The organism is Bacillus sp. TE8-1, from assembly GCF_008368855.1.
GTDB classification, from domain to species: Bacteria; Bacillota; Bacilli; order Bacillales; family Bacillaceae_G; genus Bacillus_A; species Bacillus_A cereus.
The window spans coordinates 629,036-654,415 of record NZ_QPET01000014.1; the positions used below are offsets into that span (position 1 = coordinate 629,036).

Sequence of the window (25,380 nt, forward strand, 5' to 3'; positions counted from 1 at the left end):
TGTGTCAATTCAAAAAATTGATGGAAAACGTTTATCACAAATGATCATGCAAGGAGCGAATAATTTAACAAATAATGTTCAGCTTGTTGATGCATTAAACGTATTTCCAGTTCCAGATGGCGATACCGGTACAAACATGAACTTATCTATGACTTCAGGTGCGCGTGAAGTGAAAGCAAATCCTTCACAGCATGCTGGTAAAGTCGGCGTAAGTTTAGCCAAAGGATTATTAATGGGAGCTCGTGGTAACTCTGGAGTTATTTTATCTCAGTTGTTCCGTGGTTTCTCTAAATCCATTGAACAAAAAGAAGAATTAACAACAGTTGATTTTGCTGCAGCACTAGAAGCTGGAGTAGAGGCGGCTTATAAAGCGGTTATGAAACCGATTGAAGGAACGATTTTAACGGTTGCAAGAGAAACGGGTAAATATGCAGTAACAGTTGCGAAAAAACAGCGCGACTTTGTTTTGTTTATGGAAGACGTTGTGAAAGAAGCAAACGCATCGTTAAATCGTACGCCAGATTTATTACCTGTATTAAAACAAGTTGGCGTTGTAGATAGCGGTGGTAAAGGTCTTGTAGTGGTATACGAAGGATTTTTAGCTGACTTAAAAGGAGAAACGATTTCTTCTGATGCACCGACGCAACCATCTATGAATGAAATGGTACGCGCAGAACATCACCGTAGTGTACAAAGCCAATTGAGTACAGAAGATATTAAGTATGGATATTGTACGGAGTTCATGGTGAAATTAGAGGCTGAAAAGGTGAAAGAGCATAATTTCTCTGAACAAAAATTCCGTGAAGATATTAGTGTATATGGTGATTCTCTACTAGTTGTGTCTGATGATGAAATTGTAAAGGTTCATATCCATGCAGAACATCCTGGAGACGCTATGAACTACGGGCAAAAATACGGTAGTTTAATTAAGATTAAAGTAGAAAATATGCGTGAACAGCATACTGCTTTGTTAGATGAACCTACTATGGTTCCTGAGCAACCAGCTCAATCGAAGGAAAAACAACCATATGGTATCGTAACTGTAGCTATGGGTTCTGGTATTAAAACTTTATTTGAGAGCATCGGCGCAACGAAAGTTATCGAAGGTGGTCAAACGATGAATCCAAGTACGGAGGATATCGTGAAGGCAATTGAAGAAGCAAATGCTGAAAAAATCATTATTTTACCGAATAACGGAAATATTGTAATGGCAGCAGAACAAGCGGCATCAGTTGTAGATCAAGAAGTTATTGTTGTTCGTTCGAAAACAGTTCCTCAAGGTATGGCAGCAATGTTAGCATTTAACCCAGTTGGAACGTTAGAAGAGAATGAAGAAAACATGCAAGAAGCTTTATCTCATGTGAAAACAGGTCAAATTACGTATGCTGTACGTGATACGGAAATTGATGGTGTAGCAATTCAAAAAGATGATTTCATGTGTATTGCAGATGGGAAAATTGTATCTACAAATGCTGAAAAAGTAGGAGCTGCGAAGCAATTACTAGAAGCGCTTATTGATGAAGATTCTGAAATCGTAACGATTCTACAAGGGGAAGATGCAACTGACGAAGAAGTAGCGGAGTTAGTTGAATTTGTAGAAGAGAAATTTGAAGATGCAGAAGTAGAAGTACATGCTGGAAACCAACCGGTGTATTCTTTCATCTTCTCTGTAGAATAAGATAAGATTCGTTTTGAAAATAAATGGATTACTTACTTGCTAATGGATAAGAAGTAGTAATATGAAGTTTATTACTAGTTTTTATTCAAAAGGCTAGCATATTGAAGAGAGAAAAGAGCCTTGCTGCTAATAGTGAGGCTCTTTTTTACTTGTTTTATATAAGGGATTTGAGTAGTTTCTCTTAGAATGCCTATGATAGAATATATAAGGTGAAAGAGAGCGATTACAGATGCTAATTGGTACTCAAATAAAATGCAATAAAGAAAATAATGTGACGGGGTGTGAGAATCTTGAATGATGTTGTACAAGTTCCTGTTACGGATGTAAAGGGGATCGGAGGAGAAACATCTGAGTTACTACATGAGATGGGTATTTATACAGTTTCTCATCTATTAGAACATTTTCCGTACCGTTATGAAGATTATGCGATGAAAGATCTTGCTGAAGTAAAGCATGATGAACGTGTAACGGTTGAAGGGAAGGTTCATAGTGCTCCTTTGCTGCAATATTATGGTAAGAAGAAATCGCGTTTAACAGTTCGTGTTCTCGTCGGTCGTTATTTAATTACGGCGGTATGTTTTAATAGGCCTTACTATAAGCAAAAATTAAAGTTAGATGAAACGATAACGATTACTGGTAAATGGGATCAACATCGTCAAACAATTGCTGTATCAGAACTTCATTTTGGACCGGTTGTACGTCAACAAGAAGTGGAACCTGTTTATTCAGTAAAGGGGAAACTTACAGTAAAACAGATGCGTCGTTTTATTGCTCAAGCGTTAAAGGAATATGGAGATTCTATAGTCGAAGTGTTACCGGATGGTTTGTTAGGGCGATATAAATTATTACCAAGATATGAAGCGCTCAGGGCATTGCATTTTCCGGTAGGACAGGAAGATTTGAAGCAAGCGCGTCGCCGTTTTGTATATGAAGAATTTTTCTTATTTCAGCTGAAAATGCAAACGCTCCGGAAAATGGAGAGGGAAAATTCAAAAGGGACGAAGAAAGAGATTCCGTCAGTAGAATTACAAGAATTTATCGATGCACTGCCGTTTCCATTAACGGGTGCGCAGCGCCGAGTTGTAGATGAAATTTTGAAAGATATGACATCTCCTTATCGGATGAACCGACTATTGCAAGGTGACGTTGGTTCTGGGAAAACAGTTGTTGCTGCGATTGGCCTTTATGCATCGAAATTAGCCCATTATCAAGGTGCTTTAATGGTTCCTACAGAAATTTTAGCTGAGCAACATTATCAGTCGCTTGCTGAAACGTTTTCGCATTTTGGTATGAAGGTGGAACTGTTAACAAGTTCTGTTAAAGGGGCGAGACGTCGAGAAATTTTAGCGAAGTTAGAACAAGGAGAAATAGATATTCTTGTTGGAACGCATGCCTTAATTCAAGATGAAGTTATATTTCATAGGTTGGGTCTCGTTATTACAGATGAACAGCATCGATTTGGTGTAGCGCAGCGCCGAGTTTTACGGGAGAAAGGTGAAAGTCCAGATGTATTATTTATGACAGCGACACCAATTCCGCGTACGCTTGCAATTACTGCATTTGGAGAGATGGATGTTTCGATAATCGATGAGATGCCAGCAGGTAGAAAGGTGATTGAAACATACTGGGCAAAACATGATATGTTAGATCGCGTTCTCGGTTTCGTTGAAAAGGAGATAAAAAAAGGAAGACAGGCATACGTTATTTGTCCTTTAATTGAAGAATCTGAGAAACTTGATGTGCAAAATGCTATCGACTTACATAGTATGCTGACGCATCATTACCAAGGGAAATGCCAAGTTGGATTGATGCATGGGAGATTATCGTCTCAGGAAAAAGAAGAGATAATGGGACAGTTTAGTGAAAATAAAGTACAAATTCTTGTATCGACAACAGTTGTTGAAGTAGGTGTGAACGTACCGAATGCGACTGTAATGGTTATTTATGATGCAGAACGTTTCGGTTTATCGCAGCTTCATCAGCTTAGAGGGCGTGTCGGCCGTGGTAGTGAACAATCATATTGTTTATTAATAGCAGACCCTAAATCAGAAACAGGGAAAGAAAGAATGCGCATAATGACTGAAACAAATGATGGATTTGTATTGTCAGAAAAAGATTTAGAATTACGAGGTCCTGGAGATTTCTTTGGGAGTAAGCAAAGTGGCTTACCAGAATTTAAGGTTGCTGACATGGTACATGATTATCGAGCGTTAGAAACAGCAAGGCAAGATGCGGCGATACTAGTAGATTCAGAAGCGTTTTGGCATAATGATCAGTATGCTGCCTTGCGTACGTATCTTGATGGGACAGGTGTGTTCCAAGGAGAGAAGCTCGATTAAAGGGAGTCAACAAAAGTTTTTGTTGCATTCTACTTTTAATGATTATATACTACTGTTAGTACCTAGTCATAAAAATGGATGGTGCGGTATGAAAAAAAGAAGAAGTAAAAAAGAAAGACAAGAGTTATTACAACAAACAATCGAATCAAATCCTTTTATTACGGATGAAGATTTAGCGGAAAAATTTCAAGTGAGTATACAAACAGTACGACTTGATCGTATGGAATTGTCTATTCCTGAATTAAGAGAGAGAATTAAACATGTAGCTACAAAGCAACATGAAGAAGATGTGAAATCTTTACCGTTAGAAGAGGTTGTTGGAGAAATTATTGATATTGAATTAGATAGACATGCAATCTCTATCTTTGAAGTAAAGATAGAACATGTATTTAAAAGAAATCAAATTGCTCGTGGGCATCATCTGTTTGCGCAAGCAAACTCACTAGCTGTTGCGGTTATTGATGAAGAATTAGCTTTAACTGCAAAGTCTACCATTCGATACATTCGCCCTGTAAAATTAGGAGAGCGTGTTGTTGCAAAAGCGCGCGTTGAAGATGTAGAGAATGATAAAGGACGGACGGTTGTCAAAGTGCGTAGCTTCGTTGGAGAAGAACTTGTTTTTACAGGCACTTTTGAAATGTATCGATCTAGTAATTATAGTGAGGAAGGTAACAACTTATGAAAATCGCAATAGATGCAATGGGCGGAGATCACGCTCCAAAGGCTGTAGTATTAGGGGCAATGAAAGCTATTAAGGAATATTCTGATTTACATATTACGTTAGTAGGGAAAGAAGAGGAAATTCGTCAATACTTAACGAGTGATGAACGAATTACTATTCTTCATACAGACGAAAAAATAGAATCAACGGAGGAACCAGTAAGAGCGGTTCGTCGAAAAAAACAAGCTTCAATGGTGCTTGCGGCACAACAAGTAAAGGATGGAGAAGCAGACGCTTGTATATCCGCAGGTAGTACGGGAGCTTTAATGGCAGCTGGATTATTTGTAGTCGGTCGTATGGAAGGAATTGAGCGACCAGCTTTATCGCCTACAATGCCAACTGTAGATGGAAAAGGTTTTGTTATGTTAGATGTTGGAGCAAATGTTGATGCAAAACCAATTCATTTATATCAATATGCAGTAATGGGATCTGTTTATGCTGAGAAGGTAAGAGGAATTGAAAATCCTCGCGTTGGACTATTAAACGTTGGAACAGAGGATGGAAAAGGAAACGAGCTTTCAAAGCAAGTATTTGCAATGCTTAAAGATGCGCCAATTAATTTCGTTGGGAACGTTGAATCAAGAGATTTATTGCAAGGTGTAGCAGATGTTGTTGTATGTGATGGTTTTACAGGGAATGTAGCGTTGAAATCATTAGAGGGAACAGCACTTGCGCTATTCTCTATGTTGAAAGAACAGTTAATGAGTTCATTTACGAGCAAATTAGCAGCGGCGGTATTAAAGCCAAAACTTATGGTATTAAAAGATAAAATGGATTATTCGGAGTATGGAGGAGCTGCATTATTTGGATTGAAAGCACCTGTCATTAAGGCTCATGGTTCTTCTAATGACCAGTCGATATTTAGTGCGATTCGTCAAACGAGAGAAATGGTAGCGAAAGAAGTAATTCCTACGATTTCAAGCGTAATGGAGAAAGAGTCACTCCAATAAGAGGAGGATTTGAAATGGGAAAAATAGCATTTCTTTTTCCGGGCCAAGGTTCACAGGCAGTTGGAATGGGTAAACAATTAGCAGAGAATAATAAAGAGGTTGCAAAAGTGTTTGCAAAAGCAGATGAGGTGTTGGAAGATTCACTTTCAGAAGTGATTTTTGAAGGACCGCAGGAAAAGCTTACATTAACAACAAATGCGCAGCCTGCATTATTAACAACGAGTTTTGCTATTTTGACAGCTTTGAAAGAGTATGACATTACACCTGACTTTGTCGCTGGTCATAGTTTAGGTGAATATAGTGCTCTTGTAGCAGCTGGTGCATTAACTTTTGAAGATGCTGTATATGCTGTAAGGAAACGTGGCGAATATATGGAAGAAGCTGTTCCGGGCGGGGAAGGCGCAATGGCAGCTATATTAGGTGCTGACCCACATATGCTGAAACAAGTTACAGAAGAAGTAACAAGTGAAGGATATGCAGTGCAAATCGCTAATATGAATAGTACCAAGCAAATTGTGATTTCTGGAACGAAGCAAGGCGTAGAGGTTGCTTCTCAAAGAGCGAAAGAAAATGGTGCAAAGAGAGCGATTCCACTAAAAGTAAGTGGGCCATTCCATTCTTCACTTATGAAGCCGGCAGCTGAGAAGTTCCAAAGTGTTTTAAATGAAATTACAATTCATGACACGAATATTCCTGTTATTGCAAATGTTACGGCGGAAGTTATTACACGTGGTGCAGACATTCAAGAAAAGTTAATTGAACAGCTTTATTCGCCTGTATTATGGTACCCGTCTATTGAATATATGGTGAGCCAGGGAGTAGATACGTTTATTGAAATTGGACCTGGAAAAGTACTTGCTGGACTTATGAAGTCAATTGATTCATCAGTAAAAGCATATGCGATATACGATGAAGAGACATTAAAAGATACCATTTCAAATTTGAGAGGAGAAAACTGATGTTAAAAGGGAAGGTAGCATTAGTAACTGGCGCTTCACGTGGAATTGGTCGCGCGATTGCGATCGATTTAGCGAAACAAGGGGCAAATGTAGTAGTAAATTATGCTGGTAATGAACAAAAAGCAAATGAAGTAGTAGATGAAATTAAAAAATTAGGTTCTGATGCAATTGCGGTAAGAGCAGATGTTGCAAATGCTGATGATGTTACAAATATGGTGAAACAAACAGTAGATACATTTGGACAAGTTGATATTCTTGTAAATAATGCTGGTGTAACGAAAGATAATTTATTAATGCGTATGAAAGAAGAAGAATGGGATACAGTTATTAATACAAACTTAAAAGGTGTATTCTTATGTACAAAAGCAGTATCTCGTTATATGATGCGTCAACGTCACGGTAGAATTATAAACATCGCTTCGGTTGTTGGTGTTATAGGAAACCCAGGACAAGCTAACTATGTTGCTGCTAAAGCGGGTGTTATTGGATTAACAAAAACATCTGCAAAAGAGTTAGCAAGTCGAAATATTACAGTGAATGCAATTGCGCCGGGCTTTATTGCGACTGATATGACGGATGTACTAGATGAGAATATTAAAGCCGAAATGTTAAAAGTTATTCCAGCTGCTCAATTTGGTGAAGCGAAAGATATCGCGAATGCTGTAACGTTTTTTGCTTCTGATCAAAGCAAATATGTTACAGGTCAAACGTTAAATGTTGATGGCGGTATGGTAATGTAATAAAAGAATCGATTTCACCTAGTTTTTTTGGTCAATATTTAATATAATATTTGAGGGGAGGTGAATGGAATGGCAGATGTTTTAGAGCGCGTAACAAAAATCATCGTTGATCGTTTAGGAGTAGAAGAGACTGAGGTAGTACCAGCTGCAAGCTTCAAGGAAGATTTAGGAGCAGACTCCCTAGATGTAGTAGAACTTGTAATGCAATTAGAAGATGAATTCGAAATGGAAATTTCTGATGAAGATGCTGAAAAGATTGCTACTGTTGGCGATGCTGTGACTTACATAGAGAGTCATCTATAATGCTTAAGTGAAGTCCCGTTTTTTAGCGGGGCTTTCTGGCTTATATCTGGAGGGACCTATGCCGTACCGAAAATATAGAGAAAAAAAATACGAAACAAAATATCGTGAAGCATTTAAAGTGTTTCAAGAAAAGATAGGTATTACGTTTACAGATGAAAAATTATTGATTCAAGCATTTACGCATTCATCGTATGTGAATGAGCATCGAAAAAAACCGCATGAAGATAATGAGCGTCTTGAATTTCTTGGAGATGCAGTATTGGAACTGACTGTATCGCAGTATCTGTTTCAAAAATATCCGACAATGAGCGAAGGAGAGTTAACAAAACTACGTGCAGCTATTGTATGTGAGCCATCTCTTGTTCGTTTTGCGAACGAATTGTCATTTGGTAGCCTTGTTTTATTAGGAAAAGGTGAAGAAATGACAGGTGGACGTGAACGACCAGCTTTATTAGCGGATGTCTTTGAAGCGTTTATTGGTGCCCTTTATCTTGATCAAGGGCTAGAAACAGTTTGGGAATTCTTAAAAGAAATTGTATATCCGAAAATTAATGAGGGTGCTTTTTCTCATGTGATGGATTATAAGAGTCAGTTGCAAGAATTGATTCAGCGTGATGGCAGTGGCAATGTTGAGTATCAAATTTTGCAAGAAAAAGGACCAGCTCACAATCGAGAATTTGTGTCACGTGTTACGTTAAATAACGTAGCTTTAGGTCTTGGTAGTGGTAAGTCGAAAAAAGAAGCAGAGCAACAAGCTGCTGCAGAAGCATTGAAAAAATTAAAAGAACAACTATAAGGAATCCCCCTTTGAATGAGGGGGATTCCTTGTGCATAGAATGAAACTTTCTTTTTGTTTATAATGAAAAAGAAGGTAAATCCGTATAATACTTGTTTTTGTATAGAGAACATTTATAACGACGGAGAATAGGAGGAAGGCCTTTCGTGTTTTTAAAAAGATTAGAAATAGCAGGGTTTAAGTCTTTTGCTGAGCGTGTATCTGTTGATTTTGTCCCAGGTGTAACTTCTGTAGTAGGACCTAATGGAAGCGGGAAAAGTAATATTACTGATGCAATTCGCTGGGTACTTGGTGAACAATCTGCAAAATCATTACGTGGTGCAAAGATGGAGGATATTATTTTTGCAGGCAGTGATACGAGGAGAGCGGTTAATGTTGCTGAAGTAACAATAACTTTAAATAATGAAGATCAACGTTTACCAATTGAATACAATGAGGTGTGTGTAACACGTCGTGTATCTCGTTCAGGTGATAGTGATTTTTATATTAATAAACAATCATGTAGATTGAAAGATATTATCGATTTATTTATGGACTCTGGTATGGGAAGAGAAGCTTTTTCAATTATTAGCCAGGGGAAAGTGGAAGAGATTTTAAGTAGTAAGTCAGAAGAGCGTCGAGGTGTATTTGAAGAAGCGGCAGGCGTACTAAAATACAAACTTCGCAAAAAGAAAGCTGAAGGGAAATTAGCAGAAACACAAGAAAACTTAAATCGTGTACAAGATATAATTCATGAATTAAGTAGTCAAGTAGAACCTTTAGAAAGACAAGCTTCTATTGCGAAAGATTATCTTGAGAATAAAGAAGAATTAGAGAAAGTAGAAGCCGCGCTTATTGTCCATGAAATTGAAGAATTGCACGAGAAATGGGAAGCGCTTCGAAATCAGTTTGGGCATAATAAAAACGAAGAAGCTAAAATGTCAACGAATTTACAAAAAAGTGAAGAAGAGCTTGAGGAATTACGAGGACAATTACAAGCGGTAGATGAGTCTGTAGACTCGTTGCAAGAAGTACTTCTTCTTTCTAGTAAAGAGCTAGAAAAACTTGAAGGGCAGCGTGAGTTGTTAAAAGAGAGAAAGCAAAATGCTACGACGCATTGTGCGCAACTTGAGCAGTTAATTGTTGAATTAACAGAGAAAGCTAAAAGTTACGATGGTGAGATTGAGTCAAGTACAGAAGCTTTAATGCAATTTGTGAATGAAGTAAAAGAGTTGGAGCAAAAATTGCATGATAATGAGCAACTGCTTGCTACTTTTGCTGACAATTTAGAGGAACAGATTGAGAATTTAAAAGGTGACTATATTGAGCTTTTAAATCAACAAGCTAGTCATCGTAATGAATTATCTATGATTGAAGAACAATCTAAACAGCAAACGTCTAAAAACGAGCGTCTAGATGAAGAGAATGCGAAATATGTAGAAATGCGTATGGAAATTACAGCGAAAAAGACGAAACTTGTAGAAAGTTACGAACAAGCGAAAGAAAAAGTAGCTGGCATTCTCTCAAACATACAGAAGACAGAGGCGGCGCTTGGGAAATGTAAGACGCAGTATAGTGAAAATGAAACAAAACTGTATCAAGCATATCAATTTGTGCAACAGGCACGTTCTCGAAAAGAAATGCTTGAAGAGATGCAAGAAGATTATTCTGGATTCTATCAAGGTGTACGTGAAGTATTGAAAGCTAGAGAAAATAGGTTGCAAGGTATCGAGGGTGCTGTTGCGGAACTGTTAACGGTACCGAAAGAATACGAAGTTGCAATGGAAATTGCTCTAGGTGCAGCGATGCAGCACATTGTTGTACAAACAGAGGAGCATGCTCGTAATGCGATAGCATTTTTAAAGCAAAATAAACATGGACGTGCAACGTTTTTACCGCAAGCTGTTATTAAAAGCAGGTCTTTATCATTTGAGCAATTACGCATTGCAAATCAACACCCATCGTTTGTAGGTGTGGCGGCAGAACTTGTGCAGTACAACAATAAATATGAAAATGTAGTTTCAAATTTATTAGGTACGGTTATTGTTGCGAAAGATTTACGCGGAGCAAATGAGTTGGCGAAACAACTGCAATACCGTTATCGCATTGTAACAATCGAAGGTGATGTAGTGAATCCTGGCGGTTCTATGACTGGTGGGGCGGTAAAGCAAGCGAAATCTTCTTTATTAGGACGCCAACGTGAACTGGAAGAGTGGACTCGCAAGTTAACTGATATGGAAGAAAAAACAATGAAGTTAGAAAACTTTGTTAAAGCAGTAAAACAAGAGATTCAAGAAAAAGAAGTGAAAATACGCGAACTAAGGCAAACTGTAGAAGTAGATCGTGTAGATGAGCAGAAATTAAGAGAAGAGATTAATCGTCTAGAATTAGAAGAACATCGTATTAATGATCGATTGTCTATTTATGATTTAGAGATTGAAGGGTTTTTACAAGATCGAGTAAAAATGCAAGGGCGTAAAGAGGAGTTAGAAGGGATTTTAACGAATCTTCAAGCTGATATCACTAAGTTAGATAGTAAAATTGTAGCTTTAACAAAACAAAAAAGTGAGCAACATTCTTCGAAAGAAAAAGTTCAAAAAGAAATGACGGAGTTAAAAGTTCTGGTAGCTGAAAAGCAACAACGCTTATTTAATCAAAAAGAAAAAGTTGAACGATTGACGAAGGAAAAAGAAGAAACGGATGCGACACTTGTAAAAACGAAAGAGGATTTAGCGTTCTTAAAACAAGAAATGACATCTAATTCAAGTGGTGAAGAGCAAATTACGAATATGATTGAGAAGAAAGCATATGATCGTAATCAAACTTCAGAATTAATTCGCTCTCGTCGTGAACAACGTGTATCGTTGCAAGAGAGGGTAGAACATTTAGAGCGCAATTTGAAAGAAACGACAGGTAAACATAAATATATTCTTGAAATGTTGAAAGATCAAGAAGTGAGAATAAATCGACTTGATGTAGAGTTGGAAAATAGATTACAACATTTACGTGAAACATATACGATTTCATTTGAAGCGGCAAAACTAAAATATACAATGACAATGCCTGCAGAAGATGCGCGTAAGAAAGTAAAATTAATCAAATTATCTATAGAAGAGTTAGGTACAGTGAACCTAGGGGCAATTGATGAATATGAACGTGTAGCGGAGCGTCATACATTCTTACTAGAGCAGAGAGACGACCTAGAAGAAGCGAAAGCGACATTGCACCAGCTTATTACCGAAATGGATGAAGAAATGAAAAAACGCTTTTCTACTACGTTTGAAGGCATTAGAATGGAGTTTCAATCGGTATTCTCTGAATTATTTGGAGGCGGTAGAGCGGATTTAGTAATGACTAATCCAGAGGATTTACTAAATACGGGTATTGATATTGTAGCACAACCGCCAGGGAAGAAACTGCAGAACTTAGGTTTACTTTCAGGTGGAGAGCGTGCTTTAACAGCAATTGCGCTTTTATTTGGTATTTTAAAAGTACGCCCAGTACCATTCTGTGTACTAGATGAGGTAGAGGCAGCCCTTGATGAGGCGAATGTAGCTCGTTTTGCACAGTATTTAAAGAAATTCAGTAATGAGACGCAGTTTATTGTAATTACACATAGAAAAGGTACAATGGAAGAGTCTGATGTGTTGTACGGTGTAACAATGCAAGAATCAGGGGTATCTAAACTTGTTTCGGTTCGTTTAGACGCCGGAGAAGAACTTGTTGCAAGTGAATAGGAAGGATGGGAAAGTATGAGTTTTTTTAAAAAACTAAAAGAAAAAATTTCAAAACAAACGGATACAGTTACAGAGAAATTTAAACAAGGATTAGAAAAAACGAGAAATTCATTTGCGGATAAAGTGAATGATTTAGTGTATCGTTACCGTAAAGTGGACGAAGATTTTTTCGAAGAGTTAGAAGAAATCTTAATCGGTGCAGACGTTGGCGTTGCGACGGTAATGGAATTAATTGACCAATTGAAAGAAGAAGTACAACGTCGTAACATTCAAGATCCAAAAGAAGTACAAGCTGTTATTTCAGAAAAACTAGTAGGAATTTACAAAGGCGACAGCGATTTTAGTAACGAAATTAATATGCAAGAGGACCAATTAACGGTTGTTTTATTTGTTGGTGTTAATGGTGTAGGAAAAACGACGACAATTGGTAAACTGGCGCATAAGTTTAAATCAGAAGGTAAGTCAGTCCTATTAGCGGCAGGAGACACATTCCGTGCTGGAGCGATTGAACAATTAGAAGTATGGGGCGATCGCGTTGGTGTAGAAGTGATTAAACAAGGATCTGGATCTGATCCAGCGGCGGTTATGTATGACGCTGTACAAGCTGCGAAAGCACGTAAGGTAGATGTATTACTATGTGACACAGCAGGACGCTTGCAAAATAAAGTAAATTTAATGAAAGAATTAGAGAAGGTGAAGCGTGTAATTGAGCGTGAAGTACCAGGTGCTCCTCATGAAGTATTACTTGTTATTGATGCAACAACAGGACAAAACGGTTTAAGCCAAGCGAAAACATTCCGTGAAGCAACGAATGTAACTGGTATTGTTTTAACGAAGTTAGATGGAACTGCTAAAGGTGGTATTGTATTAGCGATTCGTAACGAAATGGATGTACCAGTGAAGTTTGTTGGATTAGGAGAGCAAATGGATGACTTGCAACAGTTTGATCCAGAACAATATGTGTATGGTTTATTTGCGAACTTAGTAGAAACAGAAGAAGTATAAGTGAAAGGAGCGGTATTTCCGCTTCTTTTTCTATAAAAAATATATGATGTTAAGAAAAAAACTTGACACTCTTTTGGACTACATGTAAACTAATTCATGTAAAGGGAAATCACTTAACAAAGGATGATCCAACATGCTCGAAAAAACAACGAGAATGAACTATTTATTTGATTTTTATCAATCGTTGTTAACGCAAAAACAAAGAAGTTATATGTCGCTTTATTATCTAGATGATTTATCTCTTGGTGAAATTGCGGAAGAATTTGATGTAAGTCGCCAAGCCGTGTATGATAACATTAAACGGACTGAAGCGATGCTTGAAGAATATGAAGAAAAATTAGTATTACTTCAAAAGTTTCAAGAGCGACAGCGACTTGTTGCAAAGCTAAAACAGCTAATCAGCGAAGAAGAGCATGTGAATGAAGAAATGAAACAAGTTGTTGAAGCTATCGAAAAATTAGATTAGGAGGGCGGCAATATGGCATTTGAAGGATTAGCCGACCGACTTCAACAGACAATGCAAAAAATCCGCGGCAAAGGAAAAGTTTCTGAAGCCGATGTGAAAGAAATGATGAGAGAAGTTCGTCTAGCTCTTTTAGAAGCAGATGTTAACTTTAAAGTAGTAAAAGATTTTGTGAAGCGTGTGTCTGAACGTGCTGTCGGACAAGATGTAATGAAAAGTTTGACACCTGGACAACAAGTAATTAAAGTTGTACAGGAAGAACTTACAGAACTTATGGGCGGAGAGCAAAGCAAAATTGCTGTTGCTAATAAGCCACCGACTGTTATTATGATGGTTGGTCTGCAAGGTGCGGGTAAAACAACGACGACAGGTAAGCTTGCGAATTTGCTTCGTAAAAAGCATAACCGTAAACCGATGCTTGTTGCAGCGGATATTTACCGTCCAGCAGCGATTAAACAGCTTGAAACATTAGGGAAGCAATTGGACATGCCTGTATTCTCTTTAGGAGATCAAGTAAGTCCTGTTGAAATTGCGAAACAAGCGATTGCAAAAGCAAAAGAAGATCATCACGATTATGTTTTAATCGATACAGCGGGTCGCCTGCATATTGATGAAGAACTAATGGATGAATTAGCGAAAGTTAAAGAAGTTGCGAAACCGGATGAAATTTTCCTTGTTGTCGATGCGATGACGGGACAAGACGCGGTAAATGTTGCACAAAGTTTCCATGAACAGTTAGGTTTAACAGGTGTTGTATTAACGAAATTAGATGGTGATACGCGCGGTGGTGCTGCATTATCTATTAAGGCTGTAACAAACACGCCGATTAAATTTGCTGGTATGGGTGAAAAACTAGATGCAATTGAAGCGTTCCATCCAGAGCGTATGGCATCCCGTATTTTAGGGATGGGCGATGTCTTAACATTGATTGAAAAAGCGCAAGCTACAGTTGATGAAGAGAAAGCGAAAGAACTTGAGCAAAAAATGCGTACGCTTTCGTTTACGCTTGACGATTTCCTAGAACAACTTGGACAAGTGCGTCAACTTGGGCCGCTTGATGAATTGTTAGGAATGCTTCCTGGTGCAAATAAAATTAAAGGGCTGAAAAATGCACAAGTTGATGAAAAACAAATTGGGCATATTGAGGCAATTATTCGTTCTATGACTAAATTAGAACGAGAACAACCGGAAATAATCAATGCTAGTCGCAAAAAGCGCATTGCCAAAGGTAGCGGTACAACTGTACAAGAAATCAATCGTCTAATTAAACAATTCGATGACATGAAAAAAATGATGAAGACGATGACGGGAATGCAAAAAGGTAAGAAAAAAGGACTAGGTGGATTGAAGTTTCCATTCATGTAAGGAAAAAAAGATGGCTCTGTTAAGAAAAAATACTTTACAAAGCAATAGTCTTTTTGCTAATATAATTATCTGTGTGAAATAAATTCGGAGGTGCTTTATAAATGGCAGTTAAAATTCGTTTAAAACGTATGGGAGCTAAAAAAACTCCTTTCTATCGTGTAGTTGTTGCAGATTCTCGTTCTCCTCGTGACGGACGTTTCATTGAGGAAATCGGAACTTACAATCCAGTTGCTCAACCAGCTGAAGTTAAGATCAACGAAGAAGCAGCATTAAAATGGTTAGGAAATGGTGCTAAACCATCTGATACAGTTCGTAACTTATTCTCTAACCAAGGTATCATGGAGAAATTCCACTTATCTAAACAAGGTAAGTAATTGAGGCAATGACTATGAAGAAGTTAGTCGAGACGATTGTCAAGCCTCTTGTCGATTATCCTGAAGATGTAAAAGTTACACAGGAACTTTGCAACGGAGAGATAAAGTATCGATTAACTGTACATCCTGAGGATGTTGGAAAAGTCATTGGAAAGCAAGGGAGAGTTGCGAAAGCGATTCGAATGCTCTTGTATTCAGTGGGACATCATAATGATGAAAAAGTAACACTGGAAATTCAATAAACGTAAAAAAGGGCGAGGAGTTATTCCTCTCCCTTTTTTAACATTTAAATAGAGAGTGCATGTTCCATCTGTGAAATGGAGATGCTTAATTTATATAGAAACCAGGGGTGACATACTATTTATGACAAAATGGTTTAACGTAGGGAAGATTGTAAATACTCATGGCGTAAGAGGGGAAATCCGTGTTATTTCTCGTACTGATTTTCCAGAAGAGCGATATAAAGTAGGAAACACGTTATACATATCGAATGAGAAAGGCACAGACTACCTTCCGGTGAAGGTAACTTCTCATCGCCAACATAAGACATTCGATTTATTAACATTTGAAGGATATAACAATGTAGATGAAGTAGAGAAGTTTAAAGGTTCTTTAATAAAAGTACCAGAAGAGCAGTTAGGTGAACTTGCTGAAGGTGAATACTACTATCATGAAATTATTGGTTGCAGTGTTGTAACGGAAGAAGGAGAAGCGCTAGGGACAATCAAAGAGATTCTATCTCCTGGTGCAAATGATGTTTGGGTAATTAAACGCCCGAAGGGTCAAGATCTTTTAATTCCTTATATCGATGACGTTGTACTTCAAGTTAATATTGAAAATAAATTAGTAACCATTCATGTAATGGAAGGGCTGCTATAATGAAAATTGATATTTTAACGTTGTTCCCAGACATGTTTACCGGTGTATTTAGATCTTCTATATTAAAGAAGGCGCAAGAAAAAGAAGCGGTAAACCTTCGTGTTGTTAACTTTCGTGATTATACAACAAGTAAGCATAATAGCGTAGACGATTATCCTTACGGCGGAGGAGCTGGTATGGTGCTTACTCCTCAGCCTATTTTTGATGCTGTAGAAGATTTGACGAAAGAGACAGAGCGTAAGCCTAGAGTTGTCTTAATGTGTCCGCAGGGCGAAAGATTTACGCAGAAGAAAGCGGAAGAGCTTGCAGGGGAAGAACATTTGATCTTCGTATGTGGGCATTATGAAGGGTATGACGAACGAATTCGTGAGCATCTCGTAACGGATGAGATTTCTATTGGTGACTATGTATTAACGGGCGGAGAATTAGCCTCTATGGTTATTACTGATAGTGTTGTACGTCTCTTGCCAGGTGTGCTAGGAAATCATGCTTCACAAGTAGAGGATTCGTTTAGTACAGGTTTATTAGAGCATCCTCATTATACACGTCCAGCTGATTTTCGTGGTATGAAGGTACCGGATGTATTAATGTCAGGGAATCATAAAAACATTGATGAATGGCGACATAAGGAATCTTTGCGTCGAACGTATACGCGTAGACCTGATTTGTTAGATGAGAGAGAGTTATCTAAACAAGAGAAAAAATGGCTTGAGGAAATAAAGCGAGAGCAGTAATAACTTCATATATTTGCTATTGCAACAGGCCTAGTAATATGCTATTATAACATTTGTGCTACTGAAATCAGTAGCCGTATTAACGATGTTCCGCTGTAATTTATTAAGACTTTATAAGAGCATCTGTTTAAAGGAGAGAATTTAATATGCAACAATTAATCGCAGAAATTACAAAAGGCCAATTAAAAACTGACCTTCCTTCATTCCGTCCTGGTGACACTTTACGTGTACACGTAAAAGTTGTTGAGGGAACTCGTGAAAGAATTCAGCTTTTCGAAGGTGTTGTAATTAAACGTCGTGGTGGCGGAATCAGTGAAACATTCACAGTTCGTAAGATTTCTTACGGTGTAGGTGTTGAGCGTACATTCCCAGTTCACACGCCAAGAATCGCGAAAATCGAAGTACTTCGCCGTGGTAAAGTACGTCGTGCTAAGTTATACTACTTACGTAACCTTCGCGGTAAAAAAGCACGTATTAAAGAAATTCGATAAGACATGTATGGGAGCTTGTAAATGCACAAGCTCCCTTTTTCCAATCTATATGAAATTTTGGTATAATACGAGCAGTTTACATAACCGTGGAGGGGAAATGCATGAAAAAAGAGAAGAGTTCACTTTGGGAATGGATTAAAGCAATTTTGATTGCTGTTGTATTAGCTGGTGTTATTAGACAGTTTTTCTTTGCGCCAATTCTCGTAGACGGGGTATCGATGGCACCTACTTTACATGATCGTGATCGAATGATTGTGAATAAAATTGGTTATCACATTGGAGATCCAAAACGCTTTGATATTATCGTATTTCGAGCAACAGAAGATAAAGATTACATTAAGCGCATTATAGGCCTGCCAGGCGATGAAATAGAGTATCGTAATGATAAACTGTATGTTAACGGAAAGGCTTATGAGGAGCCGTATTTAGACAAGCAGAAAAAGCAAATTGCTGACGGACCGCTTACATATGATTTTAATCTTGAAGAAATGACAGGAAAGAAAACCGTTCCAAAAGATCAATTATTTGTTTTAGGTGATAATCGTCGTTTTAGTAAAGATAGCCGTTCAATCGGTACGATTTCAATGGATCAAGTAATTGGTAAAGCTAATATGTTATATTGGCCGTTAGAAGACGCACGTATTGTGAAATAAATGAAAAAGAAGGTGGCAACATGGTAATTCAATGGTTTCCAGGGCATATGGCGAAGGCTAGACGCCAAGTAACGGAGAAATTAAAATTAATTGATGTTGTAATTGAACTTGTAGATGCTCGATTACCATTATCATCTCGAAACCCAATGATTGATGAAATCATTACACATAAGCCAAGGCTTGTTGTTTTAAATAAAGCGGATATGGCGGATGATCGTCTAACAAAACAATGGATCGCATATTTTAAAGAAAAAGGCCATATGGCAATTTCGATTAACGCGCAAGCTGGACAAGGTATGAAGGAAATTGCAGCAGCTTGTAAAGTGCTTGTTAAAGAAAAATTTGATAAAATGGTTGCAAAAGGTATTAGACCGAGAGCGATTCGTGCATTAATTGTAGGTATACCAAATGTTGGTAAATCTACATTGATTAATAAATTGGCAAAGAAAAATATTGCTAAAACAGGAGATCGTCCAGGTGTGACAACAGCTCAACAATGGATTAAAGTTGGGAAGGAAATGGAATTGTTAGATACACCAGGTATTCTGTGGCCTAAATTTGAAGATCAATTAGTGGGTCTTCGTTTAGCGACAACGGGTGCAATTAAAGATTCAATTTTAAATTTACAAGATGTAGCTGTTTACGCATTACGTTTTATGGAGAAACATTATCCAGAACGCTTGAAAGAACGCTATAATTTAAATGAGATTCCAGAAGATATTGTGGAATTATTCGATGCAATTGGAAAAAATAGAGGCTGCTTAATGGGCGGCGGAATGATTGATTATGATAAGACATCTGAGCTTGTGCTTCGTGAGCTTCGTGGTGGCAAACTTGGAAAAATGACGTTTGAAACACCGGAAGAGTTTGGAGAGCAAGTGGAAGATGTGGAAAAAATAGAAGAAGTATAAGACGTGCGTTTGTGCGTCTTTTCTTTTTGGATATGTTTAAAAAGGAGCTTGTATAAATGCAAACTATGACGATAAAAGAAGCGGAAAATGTATTGAAAGAAATTATGAATGAAGAAGATGATCGCTTTCAACTGTTAATGAAAGATGATCGAAAAGGTGTTCAAAAGCTCGTTTTGAAGTGGTATAAACAAAAAGAGTTAGAACAGAAAGAAAAAGAGAAGTTTTTTGAAATGTCCAAGTATGAAAATGCTTTGCGTGAAAAAGGGGTCACATATATCGCGGGTATTGATGAAGTAGGGCGCGGGCCATTGGCTGGGCCTGTTGTGACGGCAGCTGTCGTTCTTCCTGAGGATTTTTATATTCCAGGGTTAAATGACTCGAAAAAGTTGAGTGAAGCGAAACGTGAGCGTTTTTATGATGAAATAAAAGTACAAGCAATTGCAATTGGAGTAGGAATTGTATCACCGCAAGTTATTGATGATATTAATATTTACCAAGCAACGAAACAAGCGATGTTAGATGCAGTTGCAAATTTATCTTGTACACCTCAACATTTATTAATTGATGCGATGAAGCTTCCTACACCAATTCCGCAAACATCAATTATTAAAGGTGATGCGAAAAGTGTTTCGATTTCAGCAGCATCCATTATAGCAAAAGTAACGAGAGATCGTATGATGAAAGAACTGGGAGAGAAGTATCCTGAATATGGATTTGAGCAACATATGGGATATGGCACAAAGCAACATTTAGAGGCAATTGAAGTGCATGGAGTACTAGATGAACACCGCAAGTCATTCGCACCAATTAAAGATATGATTCAAAAATAAGCTGTAAATATACAGCTTATTTTTTTATTTTGGCATATAAACATTACTATTTTCGAAAAAGAATAAAGCGATTTCAGTTTTCTGACACTTTATTGTAGACAGCGTGCCAATCATCTTATACAATGGCAATGTAATGTTTTTTAAACATTAAAAAACTTTTCGAGTAAAACAGGAAAACAGGGGAGGATGGGACCATGAATATCCATGAGTACCAAGGTAAGGCAGTCCTTAGAAGCTATGGGGTTAGCGTTCCGAACGGGAAGGTTGCATTTACAGTAGAAGAAGCTGTAGAAGCAGCGAAAGAATTAGGAACAGATGTATGTGTAGTGAAAGCACAAATTCACGCTGGTGGACGCGGCAAAGCTGGCGGAGTAAAAGTTGCAAAAAATTTAGATGAAGTTCGTACATATGCAGAAAGCATTTTAGGAACTACACTTGTGACACATCAAACAGGTCCTGAAGGTAAGGAAGTAAAACGCTTACTTATCGAAGAAGGTTGCGATATTAAAAAAGAATATTATGTAGGTCTAGTTTTAGATCGTGCAACTTCTCAAGTTGTTTTAATGGCGTCTGAAGAAGGCGGAACAGAAATTGAAGAAGTAGCAGAAAAAACACCTGAAAAAATCTTTAAAGAATATATTGATCCAGCAGTAGGCTTGCAAGGTTTCCAAGCGCGCCGAATTGCATTTAACATCAATATTCCAAAAGAGCTTGTAGGACAAGCTGTGAAGTTTATGATGGGCTTATATCGTGCGTTTATCGAAAAAGATTGCTCTATCGCTGAGATTAACCCACTTGTTACAACAGGCGAAGGTAAAGTTATGGCATTAGATGCAAAATTAAACTTTGATTCTAATGCGTTATATCGCCATAAAGACATTTTAGAGCTTCGTGATCTTGATGAAGAGGATTCAAAAGAAATTGAAGCTTCAAAATACGACTTAAACTACATTCCTTTAGATGGAAATATCGGTTGTATGGTTAATGGTGCAGGTTTAGCGATGGCTACAATGGATATCATTAAACATTACCACGGTGACCCAGCTAACTTCTTAGATGTTGGTGGCGGTGCAACTGCAGAAAAAGTTACAGAAGCATTCAAAATTATCCTTTCTGACAAAAATGTAAAAGGTATCTTCGTTAACATTTTTGGTGGCATTATGAAGTGTGATGTTATTGCAGAAGGTGTTATTGAAGCAACGAAACAAGTAGGTCTTGAGTTACCTTTAGTTGTACGTCTTGAAGGCACAAACGTAGAACTAGGTAAGAAAATTTTAAATGAGTCTGGCTTAAATATTGTTGCAGCAGAATCTATGGCAGACGGTGCACAAAAAATTGTTTCACTAGTGGGCTAATAGAAAGCGGGGGAGAAAAATGAGCGTATTAGTTAATAAAGATACAAAAGTTATTGTTCAAGGTATTACAGGTTCTCAAGGTTTATTCCATACAAAACAAATGATTGAATACGGTACGAAAATTGTCGGTGGTGTAACACCAGGTAAGGGCGGCACTGATATTGAAGGTGTACCAGTATTTGATACAGTAGAAGATGCAGTGAAAGCAACAGGCGCAAACGCTTCAGTTGTATACGTTCCACCCGCTTTTGCGGCAGATGCAATTATGGAAGCTGTTGATGCAGAAATTGATTTAGTAGTATGTATTACTGAAGGGATTCCTGTATTAGATATGGTAAACGTAAAGAGATATATGGCGGGTAAACATACACGTTTACTTGGACCAAACTGCCCAGGTGTAATCACACCAGATGAATGTAAGATTGGTATTATGCCAGGATATATTCATAAAAAAGGTCATGTTGGTATCGTATCTCGCTCTGGTACATTAACTTATGAAGCTGTACATCAGTTAACACAAGAAGGTATTGGCCAATCTACTGCTGTAGGTATCGGCGGAGACCCTGTTAACGGTACAGACTTTATTGATGCGTTAAAAGCATTTAATGAAGATGAAGAAACACATGCTGTAATTATGATTGGTGAAATCGGCGGTACAGCAGAAGAAGAGGCAGCTGAATGGGTAAAAGCTAATATGACAAAACCTGTTGTAGGCTTCATTGGTGGTCAAACAGCGCCTGCTGGCAAACGTATGGGCCATGCTGGTGCAATCATTTCTGGCGGTAAAGGAACTGCTGCTGAAAAGATTAAAACAATGGAAGCTTGTGGCATTAAAGTAGCTGAAACTCCAGCAGTTATGGGAGAAACGCTAATCTCTGTTTTAAAAGAAAAAGGTTTATTTGAGACTTGTAAAAACTATTAATCTGTTGAAAGACACCTTCTTACTTGAGGGTGTCTTTTTACACTTTTTTCTGTTTACATAATAAAAATTATGGGTAAGGAGAATCAAGATGAAAAGAGAGAGATTATTACATCTTCATTACTTGCTAGCAGATTATTGGAAAGCGATGGAGAGGCTACTATATGTCGATACAGAATTAAAGAACATATATAAATTTAACGAAAAACAAATGGAACACTACACTGGAATATCCTCGAAAAAATCTTCAGAACTAGTAAAATTTCTTCAAAGTTCAAATCTTCCGCAATATATATCTTATTTAGAGAGAAATCGTATTTTTTATATAACGATATGGGATGAAGATTATCCGCAATTATTACGTGAAATACAAGACCCTCCCTTCGTTTTATATGGAAAAGGAGAGAAAGATTTCCTGAATAAAGTAAATAAATTAGCAGTTGTTGGAACGAGAGAACCATCATTATATGGTCATGAGAGTTTGAAGTTTATTTTACACCCTTTATTAGAAAGAGAGTGGCTTATTGTCAGTGGGTTTGCAAAAGGGATAGATACAATGTCTCATGAGATTACAGTAAGGCATCATCGCCCGACTATTGCGATATTAGGGCATGGATTGTCTTTTATGTATCCGAAAGAAAATAGACATTTATATGAAATGTGGAAGGAATATATATTGTTATTGACAGAGTATCCGCCGCACTATGCACCGAAAAAATGGTATTTTCCAAAAAGGAACCGGATTATTAGTGGTATAAGTAAAGGTGTTTTAGTTGTAGAAGCGAAATCGAGAAGTGGAACACTTATTACTGCAGACCTTGCGTTAGAGCAAAATAGAGAGGTGTTTGCGCTTCCTGGACCTATATTTATAGAGGGGGCATCGGGAACGAATCATCTTATTCAGCAAGGAGCAAAACTAGTAAGAAATGCAGAAGATATCTTGGAAGAGATTTTAAATTAATCTTATATTTTTATGTTTTTATTAAACAATTATTGACAAATGGTAGATTGGCACTGTATGGTATATTCATTCTTGATTGACAAAAACAAGAGAAATCAATAAGATTAATGAAGACTTGAATCCACCTCTTAAGGAGGCACTAGCATGTCAGATTACCTCGTAATCGTGGAGTCGCCTTCTAAGGCGAAGACCATTGAGAAATATTTAGGGAAAAAATACAAAGTTGTCGCGTCTATGGGACATGTTCGCGATTTGCCAAAAAGTCAAATGGGGATAGAAGTAAAGAACAACTTCACCCCGAAGTATATTACCATTCGTGGTAAAGGTCCCGTCTTAAAAGATTTAAAATCAGCGGCGAAAAAAGCAAAGAAAGTCTATCTCGCGGCCGATCCAGACCGTGAAGGGGAAGCGATTGCTTGGCATTTAGCGAATACGTTAAATGTGGACGTTGAATCAGATTGTCGGGTTGTGTTTAATGAGATTACGAAAGATGCAATCAAAGAATCATTTAAACATCCTCGTGCAATTAATATGGATTTAGTGGATGCACAACAAGCAAGACGTATACTTGATCGTCTTGTTGGTTACAATATTAGTCCTTTATTATGGAAGAAAGTAAAAAAAGGATTAAGTGCAGGACGTGTACAATCTGTAGCAGTTCGTTTAATCATCGAGCGTGAAAGGGAAATTCAAAACTTTGAACCTGAAGAATTCTGGACAATTAAAACAGAATTTGTAAAAGGAAAAGACACATTTGAAGCAAGCTTTTACGGTGTAGATGGTGAAAAAGTTCAATTAACAAATGAAACGCAAGTGAATGAAATAATTGAACAGATGAAAGACAATGCGTTTTCAGTTGAAAATGTAACGCGCAAAGAGCGAAAACGTAATCCTGCATTACCGTTTACAACATCTTCCTTGCAACAAGAAGCAGCACGTAAGTTAAACATGCGAGCAAAGAAAACAATGATGCTTGCACAGCAATTGTATGAAGGGATAGATCTTGGAAAACAAGGAACTGTAGGTCTTATTACGTATATGAGAACTGATTCAACACGTATCTCAGAAACAGCTCAAACAGAGGCTCGTACTTACATCACTGAAGCGTATGGTACGGAATACATAGGAACAGAAAAGAAGAAAGAAACGAAAAAGTCAAATGCACAAGATGCGCATGAGGCAATTCGTCCTACTTCAGTAATGAGAAAGCCAGAGGAACTAAAAAGTTTCTTAGGTCGTGATCAACTTCGATTATATAAATTGATTTGGGAGCGATTTGTTGCAAGTCAAATGGCGTCTGCTATAATGGATACTGTGACAGCGAGACTCATTAATAACAATGTTCAGTTCCGTGCAAGTGGATCGGTTGTAAAGTTCCCAGGATTTATGAAAGTGTATGTAGAGTCAAAAGATGATGGTGCTGAAGAAAAGGATAAGATGTTGCCACCTTTAGAAGTAGGGGAAACTGTATTTTCAAAGGATTTAGAACCAAAGCAACATTTTACACAACCTCCTCCGCGCTATACAGAGGCTCGCCTAGTAAGAACACTTGAAGAACTTGGAATTGGAAGACCGTCAACATATGTACCTACACTTGAAACAATTCAAAAGCGTGGGTATGTAGGTTTGGATAATAAACGCTTCGTTCCGACTGAACTTGGTGAAATAGTAATTGAACTTATTTTAGAGTTTTTCCCAGAAATTATTAACATTGAATTTACTGCCAATATGGAGCAAAGCCTTGATGAAGTAGAAGAAGGAAATGCGAATTGGGTAAAAATTGTTGATGATTTCTACGTAGGTTTTGAACCGCGTTTAGAAAAAGCGGAAAAAGAAATGCGTGAAGTGGAAATTAAAGATGAACCAGCTGGGGAAGATTGTGAATTATGTAATCACCCAATGGTCTTTAAAATGGGTAAATACGGGAAATTTATGGCTTGCTCGAATTTCCCAGATTGTCGTAATACAAAGCCGATTGTGAAAGAAATCGGTGTTACTTGTCCAAAGTGTGATAAGGGTCAAATTATTGAACGCCGTAGTAATAAAAAGAAACGTCTTTTCTATGGGTGCGGTACGTATCCGGAATGCGACTTTGTATCTTGGGATAAGCCAATTGGTCGTAAGTGTCCGAAGTGCGAAGGCATGCTTGTAGAGAAAAAGTTGAAAAAAGGCGTGCAAGTACAATGTATTTCGTGCGATTATGAAGAAGAACAACAAATGTGAGCGTAACTGCTCACA

24 protein-coding genes are annotated in these 25,380 nt (G+C 37.7%); all 24 read left to right on the top strand.

The window, feature by feature from the left end; translation table 11 throughout:
- Position 1 precedes the first annotated feature (1 nt).
- The 24 genes from DN404_RS15190 to topA all read left to right on the top strand — a co-directional run bounded on the left by DN404_RS15190 (position 2) and on the right by topA (position 25,365).
- Entirely contained in the window at positions 2 to 1,678 is a 1,677-nt protein-coding gene (locus tag DN404_RS15190) for a DAK2 domain-containing protein (RefSeq protein WP_000027129.1), read from the top strand.
- Positions 1,679 to 1,968: 290 nt separating this feature from the next.
- Complete coding sequence (gene recG, locus DN404_RS15195; RefSeq protein ID WP_006928337.1) at positions 1,969 to 4,017, top strand: ATP-dependent DNA helicase RecG; 2,049 nt, start codon at positions 1,969 to 1,971, stop codon at positions 4,015 to 4,017.
- Between the two features lie 88 nt (positions 4,018 to 4,105).
- Positions 4,106 to 4,699 (top strand): transcription factor FapR, encoded by a 594-nt coding sequence (fapR, locus tag DN404_RS15200; protein ID WP_000747348.1) that lies wholly within the window; start codon positions 4,106 to 4,108, stop codon positions 4,697 to 4,699.
- The gene (gene plsX / locus DN404_RS15205; protein ID WP_000684100.1) at positions 4,696 to 5,688 is read left to right on the top strand and encodes a phosphate acyltransferase PlsX; all 993 of its coding nucleotides are present in this window, start codon (positions 4,696 to 4,698) and stop codon (positions 5,686 to 5,688) included. Before fapR ends, plsX begins: the two co-directional genes overlap by 4 nt.
- Before the next feature lie 14 nt (positions 5,689 to 5,702).
- Complete coding sequence (fabD, locus tag DN404_RS15210; protein WP_000515900.1) at positions 5,703 to 6,647, top strand: ACP S-malonyltransferase; 945 nt, start codon at positions 5,703 to 5,705, stop codon at positions 6,645 to 6,647.
- On the top strand, positions 6,647 to 7,387 hold the full coding sequence (gene fabG / locus DN404_RS15215) for a 3-oxoacyl-[acyl-carrier-protein] reductase (RefSeq protein WP_000911773.1): 741 nt from the start codon (positions 6,647 to 6,649) through the stop codon (positions 7,385 to 7,387). The genes fabD and fabG overlap by 1 nt, the downstream gene beginning before the upstream one ends.
- A 69-nt stretch (positions 7,388 to 7,456) precedes the next feature.
- On the top strand, positions 7,457 to 7,690 hold the full coding sequence (acpP, locus tag DN404_RS15220; protein ID WP_000786062.1) for an acyl carrier protein: 234 nt from the start codon (positions 7,457 to 7,459) through the stop codon (positions 7,688 to 7,690).
- A 58-nt stretch (positions 7,691 to 7,748) separates the two neighbouring features.
- Complete coding sequence (gene rncS / locus DN404_RS15225; protein ID WP_001146875.1) at positions 7,749 to 8,486, top strand: ribonuclease III; 738 nt, start codon at positions 7,749 to 7,751, stop codon at positions 8,484 to 8,486.
- Between the two features lie 146 nt (positions 8,487 to 8,632).
- The gene (smc, locus tag DN404_RS15230) at positions 8,633 to 12,202 is read left to right on the top strand and encodes a chromosome segregation protein SMC (RefSeq protein ID WP_000478974.1); all 3,570 of its coding nucleotides are present in this window, start codon (positions 8,633 to 8,635) and stop codon (positions 12,200 to 12,202) included.
- Positions 12,203 to 12,217: 15 nt separating this feature from the next.
- The gene (gene ftsY / locus DN404_RS15235) at positions 12,218 to 13,207 is read left to right on the top strand and encodes a signal recognition particle-docking protein FtsY (protein ID WP_000007655.1); all 990 of its coding nucleotides are present in this window, start codon (positions 12,218 to 12,220) and stop codon (positions 13,205 to 13,207) included.
- A 133-nt stretch (positions 13,208 to 13,340) separates the two neighbouring features.
- Positions 13,341 to 13,673, top strand: coding sequence for a putative DNA-binding protein (locus tag DN404_RS15240; protein WP_000891062.1), 333 nt, complete (start codon positions 13,341 to 13,343; stop codon positions 13,671 to 13,673).
- Positions 13,674 to 13,685: 12 nt separating this feature from the next.
- Positions 13,686 to 15,035, top strand: coding sequence for a signal recognition particle protein (gene ffh / locus DN404_RS15245; protein ID WP_000863460.1), 1,350 nt, complete (start codon positions 13,686 to 13,688; stop codon positions 15,033 to 15,035).
- 101 nt (positions 15,036 to 15,136) lie between these two features.
- A complete protein-coding gene (gene rpsP / locus DN404_RS15250; RefSeq protein WP_000268750.1) occupies positions 15,137 to 15,409 on the top strand; it encodes a 30S ribosomal protein S16 in 273 nt (90 codons plus the stop codon).
- Positions 15,410 to 15,423: 14 nt separating this feature from the next.
- Complete coding sequence (locus DN404_RS15255) at positions 15,424 to 15,651, top strand: KH domain-containing protein (protein ID WP_000737401.1); 228 nt, start codon at positions 15,424 to 15,426, stop codon at positions 15,649 to 15,651.
- A gap of 121 nt (positions 15,652 to 15,772) precedes the next feature.
- A complete protein-coding gene (gene rimM / locus DN404_RS15260) occupies positions 15,773 to 16,288 on the top strand; it encodes a ribosome maturation factor RimM (RefSeq protein WP_000170278.1) in 516 nt (171 codons plus the stop codon).
- A complete protein-coding gene (gene trmD, locus DN404_RS15265) occupies positions 16,288 to 17,022 on the top strand; it encodes a tRNA (guanosine(37)-N1)-methyltransferase TrmD (RefSeq protein ID WP_149215165.1) in 735 nt (244 codons plus the stop codon). Before rimM ends, trmD begins: the two co-directional genes overlap by 1 nt.
- A gap of 146 nt (positions 17,023 to 17,168) precedes the next feature.
- Positions 17,169 to 17,513 carry a 50S ribosomal protein L19 gene (gene rplS, locus DN404_RS15270; RefSeq protein WP_001186516.1) on the top strand — a complete coding sequence of 115 codons (345 nt, stop codon included), beginning with the start codon at positions 17,169 to 17,171 and terminating at the stop codon, positions 17,511 to 17,513.
- Positions 17,514 to 17,614: 101 nt separating this feature from the next.
- Positions 17,615 to 18,166, top strand: a complete 552-nt coding sequence (gene lepB, locus DN404_RS15275; protein WP_000711853.1) for a signal peptidase I — start codon at positions 17,615 to 17,617, stop codon at positions 18,164 to 18,166.
- A 20-nt stretch (positions 18,167 to 18,186) separates the two neighbouring features.
- Complete coding sequence (gene ylqF, locus DN404_RS15280) at positions 18,187 to 19,077, top strand: ribosome biogenesis GTPase YlqF (RefSeq protein ID WP_000236704.1); 891 nt, start codon at positions 18,187 to 18,189, stop codon at positions 19,075 to 19,077.
- 56 nt (positions 19,078 to 19,133) lie between these two features.
- On the top strand, positions 19,134 to 19,907 hold the full coding sequence (locus DN404_RS15285) for a ribonuclease HII (protein WP_001194265.1): 774 nt from the start codon (positions 19,134 to 19,136) through the stop codon (positions 19,905 to 19,907).
- Positions 19,908 to 20,101: 194 nt separating this feature from the next.
- Complete coding sequence (gene sucC / locus DN404_RS15290) at positions 20,102 to 21,262, top strand: ADP-forming succinate--CoA ligase subunit beta (RefSeq protein WP_001020791.1); 1,161 nt, start codon at positions 20,102 to 20,104, stop codon at positions 21,260 to 21,262.
- Between the two features lie 19 nt (positions 21,263 to 21,281).
- Positions 21,282 to 22,184 (top strand): succinate--CoA ligase subunit alpha, encoded by a 903-nt coding sequence (gene sucD / locus DN404_RS15295; protein ID WP_000115178.1) that lies wholly within the window; start codon positions 21,282 to 21,284, stop codon positions 22,182 to 22,184.
- An 88-nt stretch (positions 22,185 to 22,272) separates the two neighbouring features.
- Complete coding sequence (gene dprA / locus DN404_RS15300; RefSeq protein ID WP_149215166.1) at positions 22,273 to 23,142, top strand: DNA-processing protein DprA; 870 nt, start codon at positions 22,273 to 22,275, stop codon at positions 23,140 to 23,142.
- 144 nt (positions 23,143 to 23,286) lie between these two features.
- On the top strand, positions 23,287 to 25,365 hold the full coding sequence (topA, locus tag DN404_RS15305) for a type I DNA topoisomerase (RefSeq protein ID WP_001286963.1): 2,079 nt from the start codon (positions 23,287 to 23,289) through the stop codon (positions 25,363 to 25,365).
- Positions 25,366 to 25,380 lie beyond the last annotated feature (15 nt).